General features: G+C 41.6%; 12 protein-coding genes. 1 reads left to right on the top strand and 11 read right to left on the bottom strand.

Going from position 1 to position 19704, the window contains the following annotated elements; translation table 11 throughout:
- Positions 1-256: 256 nt before the first annotated feature.
- The gene (locus M1E96_RS06980; RefSeq protein WP_272581186.1) at positions 257-1417 is read left to right on the top strand and encodes a M4 family metallopeptidase; all 1161 of its coding nucleotides are present in this window, start codon (positions 257-259) and stop codon (positions 1415-1417) included.
- Positions 1418-1496: 79 nt separating this feature from the next.
- On the opposite strand, the gene rluF is transcribed toward M1E96_RS06980, so the two are convergent.
- The 11 genes from rluF to M1E96_RS06925 all read right to left on the bottom strand — a co-directional run bounded on the left by rluF (position 1497) and on the right by M1E96_RS06925 (position 19449).
- Entirely contained in the window at positions 1497-2372 is an 876-nt protein-coding gene (rluF, locus tag M1E96_RS06975; RefSeq protein WP_070930071.1) for a 23S rRNA pseudouridine(2604) synthase RluF, read from the bottom strand.
- Positions 2373-2556: 184 nt separating this feature from the next.
- Positions 2557-4029: a ribosome biogenesis GTPase Der gene (gene der / locus M1E96_RS06970; protein WP_272581187.1), complete on the bottom strand. Its 1473-nt coding sequence runs from the start codon at positions 4027-4029 to the stop codon at positions 2557-2559.
- Positions 4030-4166: 137 nt separating this feature from the next.
- Positions 4167-5339 (bottom strand): outer membrane protein assembly factor BamB, encoded by a 1173-nt coding sequence (gene bamB / locus M1E96_RS06965; RefSeq protein WP_070930069.1) that lies wholly within the window; start codon positions 5337-5339, stop codon positions 4167-4169.
- A gap of 33 nt (positions 5340-5372) precedes the next feature.
- Entirely contained in the window at positions 5373-5993 is a 621-nt protein-coding gene (locus M1E96_RS06960; RefSeq protein ID WP_070930068.1) for a tetratricopeptide repeat protein, read from the bottom strand.
- A 10-nt stretch (positions 5994-6003) separates the two neighbouring features.
- Complete coding sequence (hisS, locus tag M1E96_RS06955) at positions 6004-7296, bottom strand: histidine--tRNA ligase (protein WP_319066159.1); 1293 nt, start codon at positions 7294-7296, stop codon at positions 6004-6006.
- Between the two features lie 213 nt (positions 7297-7509).
- Positions 7510-8631, bottom strand: a complete 1122-nt coding sequence (gene ispG / locus M1E96_RS06950; protein WP_070930067.1) for a flavodoxin-dependent (E)-4-hydroxy-3-methylbut-2-enyl-diphosphate synthase — start codon at positions 8629-8631, stop codon at positions 7510-7512.
- A 163-nt stretch (positions 8632-8794) separates the two neighbouring features.
- The gene (gene rodZ / locus M1E96_RS06945) at positions 8795-9742 is read right to left on the bottom strand and encodes a cytoskeleton protein RodZ (RefSeq protein ID WP_272581189.1); all 948 of its coding nucleotides are present in this window, start codon (positions 9740-9742) and stop codon (positions 8795-8797) included.
- 195 nt (positions 9743-9937) lie between these two features.
- The gene (locus tag M1E96_RS06940) at positions 9938-11119 is read right to left on the bottom strand and encodes a bifunctional tRNA (adenosine(37)-C2)-methyltransferase TrmG/ribosomal RNA large subunit methyltransferase RlmN (RefSeq protein WP_369427443.1); all 1182 of its coding nucleotides are present in this window, start codon (positions 11117-11119) and stop codon (positions 9938-9940) included.
- Positions 11120-11271: 152 nt separating this feature from the next.
- Positions 11272-11697 carry a nucleoside-diphosphate kinase gene (ndk, locus tag M1E96_RS06935; RefSeq protein WP_070930065.1) on the bottom strand — a complete coding sequence of 142 codons (426 nt, stop codon included), beginning with the start codon at positions 11695-11697 and terminating at the stop codon, positions 11272-11274.
- Positions 11698-12003: 306 nt separating this feature from the next.
- On the bottom strand, positions 12004-14325 hold the full coding sequence (pbpC, locus tag M1E96_RS06930) for a peptidoglycan glycosyltransferase PbpC (protein ID WP_369427442.1): 2322 nt from the start codon (positions 14323-14325) through the stop codon (positions 12004-12006).
- A 75-nt stretch (positions 14326-14400) separates the two neighbouring features.
- Positions 14401-19449, bottom strand: a complete 5049-nt coding sequence (locus tag M1E96_RS06925) for an alpha-2-macroglobulin (protein WP_369113603.1) — start codon at positions 19447-19449, stop codon at positions 14401-14403.
- Positions 19450-19704 lie beyond the last annotated feature (255 nt).

Below are 19704 nucleotides of genomic sequence, written 5' to 3'. Positions count from 1 at the left end.
TAGATGGGGAGCATAGATAAACTCTGTGACTTGGCGAGCGTAGCGTAGTCACTTATACCTCAACGAAAGCCCTGCAACTTGAAAAATGACGAGTATAAATAGTGACAGTGATTACTATCATTAAAGTCGCTAAAATGCTTGGCGGCTTTTGTGATAAAAATTAGCAAATTTTAATAAACATGATTAACTATCAACTAGTTACATAATCAACTTCATCGCCTATGATTCCATTCTCACAAACAAAATGGAGTCTATTATGAGTCATATCCTTGGTCGTTCTTACCTTCCCCCTTACCTTGTTGCTCAGATGTATCAAGATTCACCCTCACCAAGTAAAAAATCAACGTTACTTCATGTTAATGAATTAATGAGCAAAGCATACAGTTTAGAAGATAAGGAACTATTAAGATCTTTATTTATGAATGTGGCAAGCCCAGGTAATCGGTATGAACGTATCATTAGAGATGCACAGCAAAATGAGGAGTCTAGTTGGCATGCACATTCTAATTTACCTATTTGTTCACGCTCTGATCTATCGTTAGATAACTCAGCACCAAATCCATATGTCCTACACATGCCACATGAAGATTTTTCAATCATTATGAAAGAAGGTGACATTAACGCACCTTCAACCGCCGCGCGCACTGTGTATGATTCTGTTGGTAAAGTGCGCTCTTTTTACAAAGAAAAATTAGGCATTGATAAGTTATTTGGTTGTGATTCGCAAATTAATGCGGTGATCCACTACGGTGAAGATTACGCGAACGCATTTTGGAATTCACAAGCCATTTTCTTTGGTGATGGTGATCGAGTCTATATGGGTGCCTTTTATAATGACATCGATATTATTGGCCATGAACTCAGCCATGCTTTCGTAACCTTCACAACTGATTTTGACTATTGGTTCCAATCTGGCGCACTCAATGAATCTGTTGCTGATGTTATAGGTATAATGGTGAAACAATATGCTCAAAATGAACGAGCTAATGAATCTAACTGGCTATTAGGGGAAAATCTGTTCCTTGATAAGTATCATGCACCTGCATTACGTTCAATGAAAGAGCCGGGCACTGGGTATAATATTCCAATCTCTGGTGGAAAATATATGAAAGATATGCAAGTTGGTCATATGCAAGATTATATGCATCTGTCTGCATATCAAGATAATGGTGGTGTACACATTAACTCAGGGATCCCAAACAAAGCCTTCTACTTACTTGCTACAGCACTTGGAGGTTATTCATGGGAAGTCGCAGGGCAAATTTGGGTTCAAACTATGTATGACAGTACACTGAGATCAAACGCAACATTTAAAGAGTTTGCTAAAGCAACAATTAACACTGCAAATCAAAAATTTGATCACCGTGTTGCTAATATCACGAGAAAAAGCTGGGAAGATGTTGGTCTATTTGTTTAATCCTTTAAATAAGTTAGTCTGCCAGTAATGGCAAAACTTGTCAGCCATAAGCATAAGATACGGCTGACAGTTAATCGTATTAACGTTTTTTCTTTTTACGTCCTGGTTGCGTAAAGCGTTTACGAGATGCAGTATCCGTTGTTGCTTTTGATTTATTTCCTGCGTTTGGCTTACTGTTGCCTTTTCCACTCGCGGGTGTTTTAGCTTTTACAGGTTTCTTCGGCTTAGCATCTGCTTCTGATTTTTCAATCATTTCAAATAACTTAATTAACTCATCATCAGTTAAGTCTCGCCACTCCCCTAATGGGATCCCCGAAAGACCCACATTCATAATTCTAACTCGCTCTAATTTCGTGACCTCAAAACCAAAATGTTCACACATACGGCGAATTTGACGATTAAGTCCTTGAACTAAGGTAATACGAAATACAAATGGTGCTTCTTTTTTCACCTTACATTTCTTGGTCATCGTCCCTAGGATCGGTACGCCAGCTCCCATCCCTCGAATAAACTCTTCAGTCACGGGTTTATTGACGGTAACCAAATACTCTTTTTCATGCTCATTGCCAGCGCGTAAGATCTTATTAACCAAATCGCCGTGGTTAGTTAAAAAAATCAAGCCTTGTGAGTCTTTGTCTAGACGACCAATAGGGAAAATACGTTTACTGTGGTTAACATAATCGACAATATTATCTTTTTCGCCACTTTCGGTGGTACTCACTATACCAACTGGCTTGTTCAGTGCAATTAGCACCAAATCTTCTTCATTTCTTGGTTCAATAAGTTGCCCATTCACTTTGACAACATCACCACTAAAAACTTGATCGCCAATAGCCGCGCGTTTGCCATTGATAAAAACATTACCTTGTTCAATGTAGCGATCTGCATCACGTCTTGAGCAAATACCACTTTCACTAATGTATTTGTTAAGACGTGTAGAAGATTGAGTTTGCATGGTTACCCTCTGTAATCTGCATTGCAGGAGCTCTTTTCTCCCAATATTAGAAAGCCGTAACAGTGGATACCATTACGGCTTGTTAGAAGCGCACATTCTCTGTGACTTCTATACTCCTCATATTTCAAGAGGCAGGCATTTCGTTAAGGTATGCTACGCCTCGAATTATTTAGAGTATATATTGTTAACGTTTTTTCAAATGCTGCATTAAACGCTTACGTTTACGCAGCTGAGTGGCCGTTAACTGATTCTTTTTGTTTGCATAAGGGTTTTCGCCCTCTTTAAATTGAATACGAATCGGTGTTCCCATCACCTGTAATGAACGACGGAAGTAGTTCATCAGATAACGTTTATAACTATCTGGTAAATCAGAAACTTGGTTGCCGTGGATCACAACAATTGGTGGGTTATGGCCACCTGCGTGCGCATATTTCATTTTAACGCGACGACCACGGATCAATGGTGGTTGGTGCTCATCTTCCGCCATTTTCATGATACGTGTCAGTAAAGCCGTACCTACACGGCGGGTGGCTGACTCATAAGCTTCTTGAACAGATTCAAATAAGTTACCAACACCACTACCATGTAATGCAGAAATAAAATGGATACGTGCAAAATCAACAAAGCCAAGACGTAATTCGAGCATGTCTTTTACATGATCACGATCTTCAGGCTTCATACCATCCCATTTATTAACGGCGATAACTAAAGAACGACCTGCGTTCAAAATAAAACCTAATAACGATAGGTCTTGGTCAGAAATCCCTTCGCGTGCATCGATAACCAACAATACAACGTTAGCATCTTCGATAGCTTGTAATGTTTTAATCACTGAGAATTTTTCAACAGTTTCAGTCACTTTACCGCGTTTACGGACCCCTGCCGTATCAATCAAAATATACTCGCGTTCATCACGCTCCATTGGGATATAGATGCTATCACGTGTTGTACCTGGCATATCAAATACCACAACACGGTCTTCACCAAGGATACGGTTTGTTAGTGTAGATTTACCGACATTTGGCCGCCCCACTATCGCCAATTTGATTGGCAATGTGGTTGGATCAAAATCATCTTCTTCGTCCTCGAATTGCGCATTTTCCTCTTGGGCTGCCCAGTAAGCGGCATTTTCTTCTTCTTCGGTCAGCTCAACGTCTTCTTCGATTTCAATAAAAGGCTTCAGTGATTTTTCAATTAACTGTGTTACACCACGACCATGCGATGCAGCAATAGAATGGATTTCACCTAAACCTAAAGAATAAAAATCACCAATTGCACTATCAGCATCGATACCATCTGTTTTATTGGCAACTAAATAAGTTTTTTTCTTACGGCTACGTAGATGCTTGGCGATCCCCTCGTCCGCAGGCATTAACCCTGCTCGTGCATCGACCATAAATAGAACCACATCAGCTTCTTCAATAGCTTGCAATGATTGCGCAGCCATATGGGTTTCGACACCTTCCTCGGTGCCATCGATACCACCGGTGTCGATAATAATAAATTCATGCCCTTCTACTTCAGCACGACCATATTTACGATCACGAGTCAGACCGGGAAAATCCGCTACCAGTGCATCACGGGTACGGGTTAATCGGTTAAATAACGTGGATTTTCCTACGTTTGGACGCCCAACCAGCGCTACGACGGGTATCATTATTTGATGCCTCACTACTTTAATTAACTAAAAGAATTTTGTGTCGTGACTAAAATAAACACAAAAAACAAAAAACGAAACGGCTCCTACATCAGGAACCGTTAATTTTATAGAGAAATTGGTGACTTGTCAGAAAATTAACGCGTCAACAGATAAACTGTGCCGTTTCTTGTCTGGATCATAAGTTTATCACTGGCTACCACAGGGCGGCTATGGATACCTGAGCTGTTGAGCTTGTTTTGTGCCACAAAACCACCCGTGCTCATATCCAACCAATGCAGATAACCTTCTTTATCACCAACAACAATGTAGCCATTGTACATTTCTGGAGCGCTCAAATTACGGTTTAATAAACCTTCTTGCGTCCACAATGTCACACCATCACTCTTACGAACGGATAGAACACGGTCATTTTGATCAACAAGGTAGAGATTTTCACCCGACAACACCATATTGTTGACAGAACCGAGATCGCGTTTCCATTTGATTTGGCCTGAACGCATATCCAATGCAGCTAACGTTCCGTTATAAGCAATTGCATAGATCATACCGTCATCAATAACTGGCGTCATATCCACATCATCCAAGCGACCAATTTCAGTAGAGCTGGTCACTTGAGAAATGCGTTGCTGCCAAATTAATTGGCCTTGTGACAGTAATACCGCGCTCACGCGACCATTGTCACCACCCACAATTGCTGCACCATATGCCACACTTGGTGCTGACTCGCCTCTCACGGACAGTGATGGGGTATCCATATTCACTGTCCATTTGATTTCACCGTTGTTCTCATCAAGTGCTTGTAACATTCCATTACTGGTATGAACAATCACAAAACCGTTACTGGCGACCGGACGAGAAAGTGCTTCACCCGCAACTTCCACATCCCAAACAACTGAGCCGTCTTCTTTGTTTAGGGCAATCACGGTTCCACGCTCAGTGCCAATATAAATATGATCACCAGAAACGGTTAACCCACCTGATAGCAGTGCAGATAAGTTGGCAGAAAGAAAACCTGTACGCTTAGAAAGATCAACAGACCAAATTTCTTTACCACTATCCAGTTCAAATGCTTTCACTAACCCTTTGCGATCAGCCGCATAGATTGAGCTACCATCCCAAACTGGCGATAAATCAGAATAAAATTGTTCCACACCATTACCGACTGATTTATCCCAAACGATAGATGGGGTAAATTGATTTTCAACCTGTGGGAGTGGTGCCATAACGATAGAATCAGTTTCGCTGGAACAACCGGCAAGTAAAGCTGAAGCGACTAGGCCAATCAAAAGTGTTTTCCGCAACTGCATGTTAATCGTTTCCTTTCTACGTTATGTTATGAATTAATTAGACACGTTATTCAGTTTAAGGGTAAGGAGACCTTTAAGGGTCTGTGATCCTTCACTATCTAGCCCTTGTGTATATGCAGCTTTAGCACCTGCTATATCACCTTTTTGAAGTAATGCATCCCCACGAACATCTTGTGCAGCAGCCTGCCATGATTTCGCTTTAATATTACCAATAGACGCTAGCGCTGCATCTGCATTACCAAGCGCAAGTTGTACTCTAGCTAAACGCAAATTAATTAAATCTGCCATATCTTCCGTTTTGGCTTTCTCTAAAGCATTTGCTAATGACTTTTCAGCCATTGCTAAGTCGCCTTTATCAACCGCGACCTGAGCCAGTTCTAAACCAATCATCGCGCTATAAACATCATTGGTTTCTGCCGCGAATTTTTGTGCGGCCTCAATCCCTTGAGCTGAACCAGAGTGCAGTTGAGTGCTAACGTTTTCAAATTTTTGTGCGCTTTCTTGCAGTACATTCGTTTTATGAGACTGCCAATAGTTCCACCCAAAAACAGCACCAACACCTAAAACAAGCCCAACAACTAACGCAACACCATTATTAGCAAAAAAGCGTTTAATCGCATCAACTTGATCATTTTCGTTTGTATAGACTTCCACTTGTCTCTCCTTAACCTAACAGTTCAGCTAAACGCTGGGCTAAATGCTGTTGTGAAATCGTTTCTTGCTCACCTGTGCGCAAATCTTTAACACCAACTTGGTTATTTAAGATTTCATCATCGCCTAAAATCAAAGCAATTTTAGCGCCTTGTTTATCTGCGCGCGCTAATTGTTTCTTAAAATTACCGCCGCCGTGGTTTGTCATCACACGCAGTGTTGGTAACGCATCACGGACTTGTTCTGCTAACATTAACGCTGATTTTTGACTATTTTCACCAAATGATGCCAAATAAACATCGGTCACTGATTCATCAGCAGTAAAACTTGGGTTAAGGTCTTTAACTAATAAAACCATACGTTCCATACCCATTGCAAAACCAACAGCTGGTGTTGCACGGCCACCCAACTGTTCAACTAGGCCATCATAACGACCACCGGCACATACTGTACCTTGTGAACCTAATGCCGTTGTTACCCATTCAAACACGGTGCGGTTATAATAATCAAGACCACGAACTAAGCGCTGATTGACACGATATCCAATACCCGCCGCATCCAATAATTTACATAAACCATCGAAATGCTCTCGCGATTCATCATCTAAATATTCAAACAATTCAGGTGCGTCATTAAGTAATGTCTGCACATCTTTATTTTTCGAATCCAAAACACGCATTGGGTTAGTGTACATACGACGCTTGCAATCTTCATCGAGTTTATCTTTATGTTGCTCAAGGAACTCAACTAATGCTTCGCGATAACGTGCACGAGCTTCTAAAGAGCCAATCGAGTTCAACTCTAACGTGACATGTTCACTGATGCCTAAAGCACGCCACCAACGCGCAGTCATCATAATCATTTCAGCATCAATATCAGGGCCGGCTAGACCAAAAACTTCTGCTCCCAGCTGGTGAAATTGACGGTAACGCCCTTTTTGCGGACGTTCATGACGGAACATTGGCCCAAGATACCATAAACGCTGTTCCTGATTGTACAGCAAACCATGCTCTATACCTGCGCGGACACAACCGGCAGTATTTTCAGGGCGCAAAGTGAGGCTGATTGGCTCTTTATCGCTTTCTTGGCGATCGATAAAGGTATACATCTCTTTTTCAACCACATCGGTCACTTCACCAATTGCCCTACTAAATAGCGGGGTATGCTCTACAATCGGGGTACGAATTTCACTAAAGCTATATCCTTGTAAAATATTTTTAAGAACTGCTTCAATTTTCTGCCAGACTCGAGTGTCTGCCGGCAGGTAATCGTTCATGCCACGAACGGCCTGGATATTTTTTGCCACGTTATGTCTCTATTTTCAGAATCGAATAAACTCGATTATAAAAGCGAAATGTCATTGGGTTCAATCGACAAACAACAATATTCCTGCTCAATCGGGAATTATCTGTGCTTTTGCGATAGATAGCGTTAGTTTTTACTCTACAATATGCGGATTTAATAGGCTAAATAGAGATAAAAACAAAAACTGGCTCGCAAAGAGCCAGTTATTTGACAACTATTTTTCTATTTGGTTTATCTCTATGCGATTACTTTCATCCAGCATTGCTGCTTTTGCGCGAATTTTCGCCTCAAGCTGATCGATAATATTATCATTATCGAAACGCTCTTTCTGACGTTTACCGTCTTCATAGAAACCACTTTTCGTTTTAGCGCCAGCAACACCAAGAGTGGATACCTCTGCCTCGCCGGGGCCATTGACCACACAACCGATGATTGAAACATCCATTGGGGTAATAATATCTTCTAAACGCTGTTCTAATGCGTTCACAGTACCAATAACATCAAACTCTTGGCGTGAACAGGTTGGACAAGCGATAAAGTTAATTCCACGAGAACGAATACGCAGTGATTTAAGAATATCAAAACCAACTTTGACTTCTTCAACAGGATCGGCTGCCAGAGAAATACGCAGCGTATCCCCGATCCCTTCAGATAACAGCATACCAAGACCAATCGCCGATTTTACTGAACCAGAACGAGCACCACCGGCCTCAGTAATACCTAGGTGTAACGGCTGGTCAATTTTCTGGGCAAGAAGGCGATATGAGCCAACGGCAAGAAAAACATCGGATGCTTTAACACTAACTTTAAACTGATCGAAGTTTAATCTATCTAAAATATCCACATGGCGCATTGCCGATTCAACTAATGCTTCAGGTGTGGGTTCACCATATTTCTCTTGAATATCTTTTTCAAGAGACCCCCCATTAACACCAATACGAATAGGGATATTGTAATGACGAGCACAGTCAACAACTTGACGAATACGCTCTTCACTACCAATGTTACCCGGGTTGATGCGTAAACAATCAACCCCATATTCCGCCACTTTTAATGCAATACGATAATCGAAGTGGATATCGGCAACCAAAGGTACATTAACCTGTTGCTTAATTAACTTAAATGCCTCGGCAGCATCCATCGTCGGAACAGAAACACGTACGATATCAACACCGACACGCTCTAATGACTGAATTTGGCGTACCGTTGCATCGACATCTGTCGTACGGGTATTGGTCATAGATTGAACTGCGATAGGTGCACCATCGCCAATAGGGACTTTACCTACATATATTCGGGTGGATTTACGTCTTTTGATCGGTGATTCATTATGCATTTTAATTTAACTCTCCGGACATCCATGTGCTCTTAAACACTGTTGTGTCGTGATAATCATTGCTTCAATTATCACTATACACAAAAACGTAAACTGCAAACTATCACATTTGATGTTTTAGGATACAGTTTACGTCTTCAATTCTTCGCTTTATACCTTGGCCTTATGCTTCAGGGACTTTCAATTTAGCAGGGCGATTTGCCTTAATAAAACGACTTAAATCAACAACATTACCATTAAACTGTGCATCCACATTTGCTGGCGCACCAATATTTAAACGGTAAGGAGGAGTACCTTGTAAGTCGAGCTTATCGCCATTATTTTTTGTGCCACTAAACAAAATTTTATTATTAGCATCACGGACTTCAAGCCAGCATGGGCCTTTAAAACTCATCACTAATGCATCTTGAACCACAGGAGCGGCTTCAGGCTCATCATGAGTTTGAGCGCGATCGACTGTTACAGTTGTATTTGATGCGTTTGGTAATGGCACTGTTTTAACAGGCTGCGATTCCATGACTTGAGTATCGATAGGTTGTGCCGGTGCTAAATCAATCGGTGTACTTTCCGCGGTCAGTGGCGCATTAATTGCAGAATTATCAGGAACGTCGCTCGGCGATTCAGTTGAGTTTTCAACATTGTTTTGTTGAGAAAGGATCAAATCATTTTGATTTGCCATCGTCGTTAACTCACTTTTTTGTGCCTGATGGTCTTGCCACCACCACACACCGACCATTGCAATTAATAAAATCACAATCAGCCAAGTGACTTTCATTAGCCAGCCTTCACGTTTCTTACGTTTTTTACCTAACGAATAGCTTTGCATAGGTGAAACCGTTGACATAGCAATCGGTTCACCGGTTTTTAATAACGCGTTTAATTCACTCTCAGCAACATTTACCATGCGTGCATACAAACGCATATAACCGCGCAAAAATGTGGGTTCAACACCAGCAGGCTTTATATCTTCATCGATTTCTCTTACCGTACTCACCTTAAGACAAAGACGCTCAGCGACCGCCTCTTGCGTGAGCCCCATACGTTCACGAGCCTGAGATAATAGTTTTCCTACAGTGATTGGGGTTTGTTCGGTATTGTTATCGATAGTCATTTGCTGGCAACACTGTTTCCGAGTGAATGAAATATAAAGCTATTTATCCTAAGCTTTATTCGTAATAATCCTAATGTGACAATTAAATTGATATCATCACCTACAAAACATTGTAGGTGATGAGGGGCATTTTGCCTATCCATAAAATGATCTAGATGATAACTAGACCAAATGTTTAAGACTCAACTATTAACATCAGACTGCTTTAACCTTGATAGGTTCCCCAGCCATGCGTTTTTTCAATGTCCGTTTTGTTCTGTCAATCACTTCACCCGCTAATTGACCACACGCTGCATCTATATCATCACCGCGAGTTTTACGTACTATTGTTGTAAAACCATACTCCATTAACACCTTAGAAAAACGGTCAATACGGCTATTTGAGCTGCGGCCATAAGGTGCTCCGGGGAACGGGTTCCAAGGGATCAAATTAATTTTACTTGGTGTATCTTTTAAGCATTCCGCTAATTGATGCGCTTGTTCAGTACTATCATTAATATGATCAAGCATCACATATTCCACAGTAACACGGCCACCATTAGCATTCGATTTTGCAAGGTAGCGTCTAACACTGCTCAAAAAGGTTTCAATATTGTACTTTTTATTAATTGGCACAATATCATCACGGACATCGTCGGTCGGTGCATGCAATGAAATCGCTAAAGCCACATCAATAATATCGCCGAGCTTGTCTAAAGCGGGTACAACCCCCGAGGTTGATAAAGTCACACGACGTTTAGATAAGCCAAAACCGAAATCATCCATCATGATTTCCATTGCTGGCACGACATTATTTAAGTTCAATAATGGCTCGCCCATTCCCATCATCACTACATTGGTGATTGGACGACGACCACTGGATTTCAACGAACCAATAATTTTTGCAGCACGCCAAACTTGCCCAATAATTTCTGAGACACGTAAGTTACGGTTAAACCCTTGCTGTGCGGTTGAGCAGAATTTACATTCCAGAGCACAACCTACTTGTGAAGAAACACATAAGGTTGCACGATCATCTTCTGGGATATAAACCGTTTCGACCTGTTGGTCACCCACAGTGATCGCCCATTTAATTGTGCCATCCGCAGAACGCTGTTCTTCGGCAACTTCCGGTGCACGGATTTCAGCGACTTCCTTCAGTTTCGCTCTTAGAACTTTGTTGATATCTGTCATTTGATCAAAATCGTCATAACAGTAGTGATAAATCCATTTCATTACTTGGTCAGCACGGAATGGTTTTTCACCCATTTGCGCGAAGAATTCACGCATCTGCTTACGATTTAGATCCAGCAGGTTAATTTTTTGTGAGTTAGTTTCTGGTGTGACAGAAATAGCTGAGGAAGTTGCACATTGTGCACTAGTAGTCATGTCGGACATTTTGAGTTGCCTCGTTGTTACACTTTCGGCGAGTGCTATTAGGATAGCACAACGTTAATAATAAAATCGCCCTGTTAACAATTATATTAACAGGGCGACGCATTGTACAAACTTTATAGGAATAATGCTAATGCATTACACCAGTTTATCACTTAGCGTGGGCAGATTTCATCTTCTGCAAAAAAATACGCGATTTCGCGGTTTGCTGATTCGATAGAATCTGAACCGTGAACGGCGTTTTCAGTGAAACTATCTGCATAATCAGCACGCAGTGTACCTGCTAGCGCGTTATCTGGATTAGTTGCACCCATTAAGTCACGGTGACGTTGAACTGCATTTTCACCTTCAAGAACTTGCAGCATGATTGGACCAGAAGTCATGAACTCAACCAGACCTTCGAAGAAAGGACGGCCTTTGTGTTCCGCGTAAAAACCTTCTGCTTGTTCACGGGTCAAATGCAGCATTTTGGCGGCAACGATTGAAAAACCAGCGCTTTCAAAGCGGTGATAAATTGCACCAATTGCGTTTTTCTTCACTGCGTTTGGCTTAATAATAGAAAATGTACGTTGAACCGTCATAAATAACCTCTTTAGCGATATCGTGACTTTTACCCTGCGTTCTCAACTTTTCTTCAAGTAAATCAAAACGGAAAGTAGATGTCAGTTGTAGTTTTTTATAATGTATACTCGTTATACTTCCAGTTGCAGCCTTGTTGGTTGCATCTTGAATACTTTAGAGCATCTATATTCTGGTGACCAGCACCAGAAAATAAGGCGTTGATTATAGGGGCTACGATTACAATTTCCTACAGTCACATCAACATTTTGTTAAACTTTTTATAGCAAAAAACACTATTTTTTTGACTAAGTCACACTTTTAATGTGCTACTTCACTTTAAAGTCCACTGACGTGACTTGTCCACCCAAATCTAAAACCGATATCTGATAGCTACCCGATTTCTCCAGTGTCAATAAAATAGTGCCATTATGGTTAGTTTCTTGAACTTGTTCTCCATTTAAAAACCACCACTGATGACCTTGCCCACCTTGAGTGATTAAACGCAGATCTAAACTCGTTTTTCCCGGTAATCGCTGTAACACTTCTCCGCTACGAACGCCTGATATCAGTAGTGGTGGCATTTCAGCCCGTAACGGAGGACATTCAGGATCTGCTTTTGGTAAACGATTTATCCTTTTTTCACCAACAGGCAACCATGACTCTAAGGTTATCGGCCATAAATGGATCTCTTTTTCGGTTGCATTTGGGCAATCTGAAGCAACTTGCAAACCTTGACTGTTAACCCACACCTTTTGGCGTAAACCAAGCAAAGACTCTTGCTCCTTAGCCATCAATGTCGGTGGAATAGTATTATCTAAAATCCAACTCAAGCGACGCTGCCGGCAATTACTATCTTCTTTTGGCAGTGTAGTGCCACTTGGCCAACAAATCACTGCTTGACTGACACTAGCTGGCCGCGGATCTTTTGGCATCGATAGATGAGATTGATATAAACGAGCCAGTAATAGGTTATTGACTTGATTCATAATCGGGATCGCGGTTGCATAACCATACTGCCCCGCTACAGGCGTGCCATCAGGCCGCCCCACCCAAACGCCTATTGTATAGCGAGGGTTCACACCGATAGCCCATGCATCGCGGTAGCCATAACTCGTTCCCGTTTTCCACGCTAAATTGACTTGCGCGGTTAAACTACTATCCGGCACAGGACGCGCTTCGCCGCCCATAATACGGCGAATAATCCATGCTGCCCCCGGTGACATTAATTGACGATCACGCAATACGTCTGTGGGTCGATAACGTAAAGGCGATACCTTACCTTGACGAGCAAAGCCGCTATAAGCAGACACTAAATCATCCATGCGAGCCGCTGTTCCGCCTAAAATCAGTGATAAATTAGGTTCACTCGCTAATGGGAAACGTAATTCAGTACCTACGTTACGTAATTTAGCCGTAAAACGCTTACTGCCATAAACATCAAGTACTTGTACAACGGGTAAGTTCAAGGATCGTACTAATGCATCACTGACACTTACTGGACCATTAAATCCAGTATCAAAATTGCCCGGTCGATAATCATCAAAACGCTGCGGCACATCTTGCAGTAATGACTCTGCATGGATCAAACCATCATCCATTGCCAATGCATATAAAAATGGTTTTAACGTAGAGCCTGGTGAACGCCATGCCGTGATCATATCAACATGGCCAAAACGGCTATTATCTTGGAAATCAATTGAGCCAATATACGCTTTTACACTCATATCGGTATGATCGACCACCAGCAGCCCCAGTGATGTCTGTTTTGGCAACTGATTTTTCCAATTCATTGCCATATCTTCTAATTGACGCTGTAGCCCTGCATCAATAGTTGTTTCAATGATTGAGTCTTGAACATCTTTGACGACGCGTCGTGCCAGTAATGGCGCTGAATTTGGACTTTTACGCGGTGCCAACCAAATTTGTTCTTGTTTAATATCCGTTATTTTCTCTATCGGCCAAACTTGATACTCAGCCAATCTATCAAGTACTTTGTCACGAGCAGCTTGAGCCCTTAAGGGATAGCGATCTGGCCTTAGACGACTTGGTGCTTGAGGTAGCACAGCAAACAATGCCGCCTCCCCAGAGGTTAATTTATCTGGTGCTTTATTCAAATATACCCAACTCGCCGCACCTATTCCTTCAATCGTTCCGCCATAGGGTGCACGATTGAGATACATTTCTAATATTTCATTTTTTGAATAATGATATTCAAGCTGAGCTGTTCGCCATAGTTGCTTTAATTTACCCGTGACTGTTCTATCGTGAGGATCAACTAGCCGCGCCACCTGCATCGATATCGTGCTACCACCCGAAATAATGCGCCCAGAACTGACGTCCTGCCATAATGCTCTGAGTAATGAGAAAGGATTAACCCCCGGATGGTTATAAAAGTGACGATCTTCGTAGGTGAGTAACGCTTCAATAAATTCAGGTGAGACCTCATCTAATTTTACCGGATAACGCCATATTCCCTCTTTATCCGCAAAGCGCCAAAGCGGTGTGCCATCTGCGGCAACTACCGTGCGTGCCATCTCAATTTGTTTGATGGGTAATGGCCATATTTTATCAGCCAATACAAACAAGAGAGGCAAAAAAATCACCAAGAAGAGCAAAGTCAACCCAGTGCGTCGTAACCCTTTTTTCATAGATGGATGTACCGCAAAGAAATAGCCCTTATACTCGTCATACTTATAACTCACAGTATAAGGGCTTGCTCAAGATTAACGAACGATTTCTAGTTGACCATTAGCATTACCAACAGCACGCCATTCAGGAACATACATTGATTCCACTTGTGGAACTGGAACATTGTAGACGCCTGGGGTTACTGCACGCGCTAAATACACTAATGTCGTTGGCTTATATTGCTGAACTTCAACAGCAGCAACAAAACGGTCATCACGATATTCCATGTGACTAATTTGTGCTTGCTGCATGTCATCAATCACTTCTTGTAAGTTCGGTGCCGTTTCACTGAGATTAGCACTACTATTAGCAAGGTTTTGATTTTCTAATTCTAAACCTGCTGGCAGTAAATCAACCACTAATGCATCAGGCACTCTCTGAGTGGCGTTCACTTCTAATTTCACTACCACCATTTCACCCGTTCTTAAACGATCAAGTGAAATTGGCTTACCTTGTAAATCTAAATAAGTACGTTTTACATTCAATACATTAGAGCTTGGGCGTGGTGTATACATTGGGTAACCCACGACGTTCACACGACTATATAATGTGTTGGTACCCGTATTTTCAATGCTATAACCTGTTTGCAGTTGCTCTTTAGTTAAAAATTCATTGACTGGTTTGTCTGAAGACATCGGTGGTTGTTGACCGTTGATCACCGCTTTCCATGGTGACTCCGTATCATTGACATAATAACGACCTGCTAAGTACAACGCGTTACTTTCTTGAGTTGAGAAGTATTGCTGTGATACTAGGTTATTTGACAATGTTTGCAATTTTTGGTCACGTGATTTCGGCATCAATTGATGTTCATTCAGTAAGGCGACAATCAATGCATCATCACGAATTATTGAACCATAATCACCATCATAGCTGTAACGAGCTCGTTGTTTTTTCAAACCATCAACAATTGCGCTATCACCGCGTGTTTTATCTCCCATCAAGTTCAGTGCAACACCCAATTGAACCAGTGATAAGCCACTATTAGCTTCATTGGCTCTTGAGTACAGTTGACGTAACGCGCCTAAAGGTGCTTTTTGTTGAGTTGCTAATACTAAACCAGCGTAAGATTGCGCGGCAAAACGCGATGCAGCTTGGTTATCAGTATATGGATAGTTAATTTGATTGCCATCTTGCAAATAGCTTAAGAGGCGATTGTTTGCGTTAGCAATAGCGTCTTGAGGTACTGAATAACCACGTTGGTTTGCTCGATTTAAGAAATCTGCTGCATATGCAGTTAGCCAATATTCCTCATTGCCATTACGATCCCATAAAGCGAATCCCCCATCGGTACGTTGCATACTTAATAAATGTGGAATACCAACTTCAATTGCCTTACGACGGTCTTCATCCGTTTGCGACTTCACACCCAACTTAGACAGCTCTGCCTGTGAAGAATACAATGATGGATATAAACCACTGATGGTTTGTTCAAGACAACCATATGGATAGGCAAATAGCTCACGAATATAACGAGCAATTTGTAATGGCGGACGGCTAGTTAACAGAACTTGCCCTTCTAGGGTGTCCGTTGATAAGCCACGTAAATCCTCTATTGGTAATGACCACTGCTCACCCGGTTCAACCGCAATCGCATAAGAAATCGTTTCTGCTGGTTGTGCTGGGCGAACACCCACTTTCCAACTATTGCTGTATTCTTTCAATGATTCACCCGGCAAATTAATACCATTGATTGTCATTGAAACTTCACCTTCGCCATACCCATAATCAGCACTGACAGGTAAAGTGATAGTGGTACGCTTGCCTTTAACTAATGACAGTTCTTTTGATGTAGGTCCTTCTAATTTCACCATACCTGATGCTTTGAAGGTTACCGTAACATTTTGCGTATTATCCGTGGTATTGGTTAAATCTAAAGCAAAGTATGATTTATCACCACCAGCCATAAAACGCGGCATAGACATTTGTGTTACTAATGGTGCGGCAACAACCACTTTACTGTCCGCATGGCCAAAGTCTTTTTCATTCCACGCTTGTGCCATTACACGTAATTCGCCATTAAAATCAGGAATTGCCAGTGTAATTTCACCTTCACCGTTTTTATCTAACGTTACAGGTTTAGCTTGCTCTGCAATGATTTGGACTTCAGTCAATGGTTTTAGGCCACCACGTTCTAATGCCGCATCTTCACTGTCACCACCAAAACGTAAACTCGCTAATTTGCCTTGTCCTTCAATCAGATGACCATATACATCATATTGGTCAACGCTATAGCGTTTGCGACCAAAGAAAGCATCATACGGATCAGGGGTTTTAAAATCAGTGATATTTAATACACCTGTATCAACAGCAGACAATAAGACGTTAACTTGTTCAGGCAAAGGCTTACCATCTTGCGCCGTTGCTTTCACTTTCACAGTCAGATCTTGATTTGGTCGCATCTTAGCCGGTGCATTCAACGTTAAACCAATTTTACGGTTTTCATCTGCCAATGGCACATGAAGTACGCCGATCGCACGTTTCACTGTCGCCTCTTTTGAATCATCTCCCGGACGTACAACTACGGCTGTGATATAGAGGTCATGACGTGCCCATTCTTTGTTTACAGGAACGTCGATTTCCATGCCTTTTTCAGGCACATCAATTTCTTGCCACCATAGTGGGCCACTACTTGATTCAAGTAAGATATAACCTTTACCTGCTTTAGGCGATTCAATGTGAACTTTTGCTTTTTCACCCGGCAAATAAGCCGGTTTATTCAAACTGAGTTTGACCTGATCAGGACGTACGGCACCATTACCACCTACGTTATCTTGCCATGAATATCCAGCCCAAAACTGTATGCTGCTGACTAATTTGTTATCTTCATTTATCACTTCAAGACGGAAAGAGCCCCAATCAACGGGGAACGAGACTTTTGCAGTACCCTCTTTTTCAATCTTGATGTTTTCATTTGCCATCACCAAATCTTTTTGATCGTAATTTGATGTCCAGCCGCCACTTTCTGACCAACTCCAAAAATAGTCACGACGCTCATAGACAAGACGAGTCGTTAAATTTTCAGCTGATAATTTATTTCCTGCGGCATCAGCAAAGACCAATTCGAACTCAGCAAGTGAGTTTTCATCAACATTGTAGCGTTTGCTATAACGACCTGTACGATAGTCATAAATTTCTTTTTTATTGAACAGAGGGCGAATACCCACTAAGGCATTTGCAGGCCATACTGACTGTTCGGCACGACGCGTGACAGGTCTACCACCCGCTTCCAACAAACTCGCTTGAGCGACAACCTTAATTGGTGAACGCAGCGATTCCCAATTGCTTTGTGGAACGGCAATGACGGTTTCCCCGCTATCATTCAAGGTCAGATCGAATTCATCCAACTTGCGTTGCAGCCCTTCTTCACTTTCAAAACCAAACTCAAAGCCCGGTAATTTAGCAACAGCTTCACGATCAGGACGGATCAATATTTGCCCTTGTAATTCATTACCAGCTGCTGGTGCGCCATATAAATAACGCCCTTGAATATCAAATTCGACAGGTTGGTTGTTCAGTATCGGTTTGTCTTGTGCCGTAATGTCTAATGCCATACGCTCAGGCATAAAATCTTCGACATTAAACTTGTAGTAACGCAGAGGTGAGCCATCACCTAAATCAAAACGTAATGACCAATTACCTGTTTCTGCTGATTTTGGGATCTCATACTGATATTGATACAAACCATTTTGATCTTTTTCAGGCTGCCACACAAAACTTCTAACCACTTGGCCATCGGTTTTTAATACATCGACTTTGACTGGCTGTGCTTTGATTGGGTTTCCATCACCATCACGCAATAAACCATTAACCAGTAACAGCTCACCGGGACGATAAAGATCACGAGGACCAAATACAAAAAACTGTTTCGCATAACCCACTGGACCTGAAATATCAAATTCAGATAAATCAAGCGCAGGTTGGGTCAGGTCAATCATACTTGTTTGACCATTTAAAGTTGCCAGAAGTAATTTCCCTCCAGCTAATTTATCTAATTTGGCGTGGCCCTCACCATCGGTCGTCGCCTTATTCACTAACTGGCCTTTCTCATCCAGTATGCGTAACTCTACCCCTTTTAATGCGGAGCCTTTTGCCAATGATTGTGTAAATACATCAACTTGGTCTTGATAGCTGTGTAGTGACACACCGATATCACTCAGTGTAAATACCGTTGCAGGGAATTGATAACTATAGCTACCCGCCTTTTGCATGATCGCTAAATAGACACCATCTTGTTGCAATTCTTTGATATCTTTTAACGGTAATAAAATATTCTGGCGGGTATTCTTTTCTGGATTGAGATCAAAACGGCCTGTATAGGCTAATTTGACCTTATCGAGAAACTCTTCTGAATACCAATATTCGTAATTACTACGGTATTGCCACATTGCTAAAAATTGCGGGAGCTGCTCTTCATCAATGCGGAAAAAGTTAACATCAACTTTATCAACATTAAGCGCCATCACAGGTAGCCCTTGCGCAACTTTACTTGGTAATAAAGAACCTTTGCTAGCAAAACCCACGGTAGGGATAATTTGAGCAGTTTGGATTTTTTTCTCAAATGGCGCAGTGATTGTACGCTCATTAACCGCTTTGATCCCCGTATTAACGGTTAAATTTAGCTCTCTTGAAGGAGGTAAGTGGCGAAAGCGTAACTCCATCTGATTATCAGAGAGTTCCCATGCTCCATCTAGCTTTCCTGTTTTTACATCAATGAGATTCAAAAACTGACTAAAATCTTGGTTTGGCTCTAGAGGCACAGAGAAAGTCACCACCATTGCGCTGGCACCGTCTAATTGCAGTTCAGATGCATCGAGGATAGTCACATCTTTACCAGCATAGCGTTTGATCATCTCTTCTTTTGAAAGTTTCGCTGCCGTTTTGTTTTCTGCCGCAACTGGTGCGGTCTTAGTTTGATTTTCTGCCGCTGAATTTTTTTCAGTCGCGACATTGGTTTCTTTTTTGCTTGTATCGTCTGTATTATCACAACCCGTTAATGCAATGACAGATGCAAGAGCCGCTGCAATATAACGTTTTTTTGTTTTTAAACCCGCCAATGAAGCCCAACTAAAATGTTGATTCATGACCGACTCTTCCTTTTATAGTTAAATTTATTGAGCTGTACTTCCAATCAATATGTTGAAAGCAACAAAAATTTTGACCTGATAATAAAAATAGGCGAAGACTGAAATAGTTTGTATCAATCGGTTGTATAATTTAACAGAGAGGGAACCTAGCACCTATCAGACAAAACGGAAAAATAGCGTGATATTCTGTGTAATTAGTTATTATATTTCTTTAAATTAAATAAATTATTATTACTCACAGCCTGTATATTG

The organism is Providencia sp. PROV236 (genome assembly GCF_033676985.1).
In the GTDB taxonomy this organism is placed as follows: Bacteria; Pseudomonadota; Gammaproteobacteria; order Enterobacterales; family Enterobacteriaceae; genus Providencia; species Providencia manganoxydans.
The sequence above is the reverse complement of the archived record's forward strand: the minus strand, read 5'-3'. Positions and strand labels throughout refer to the sequence as shown.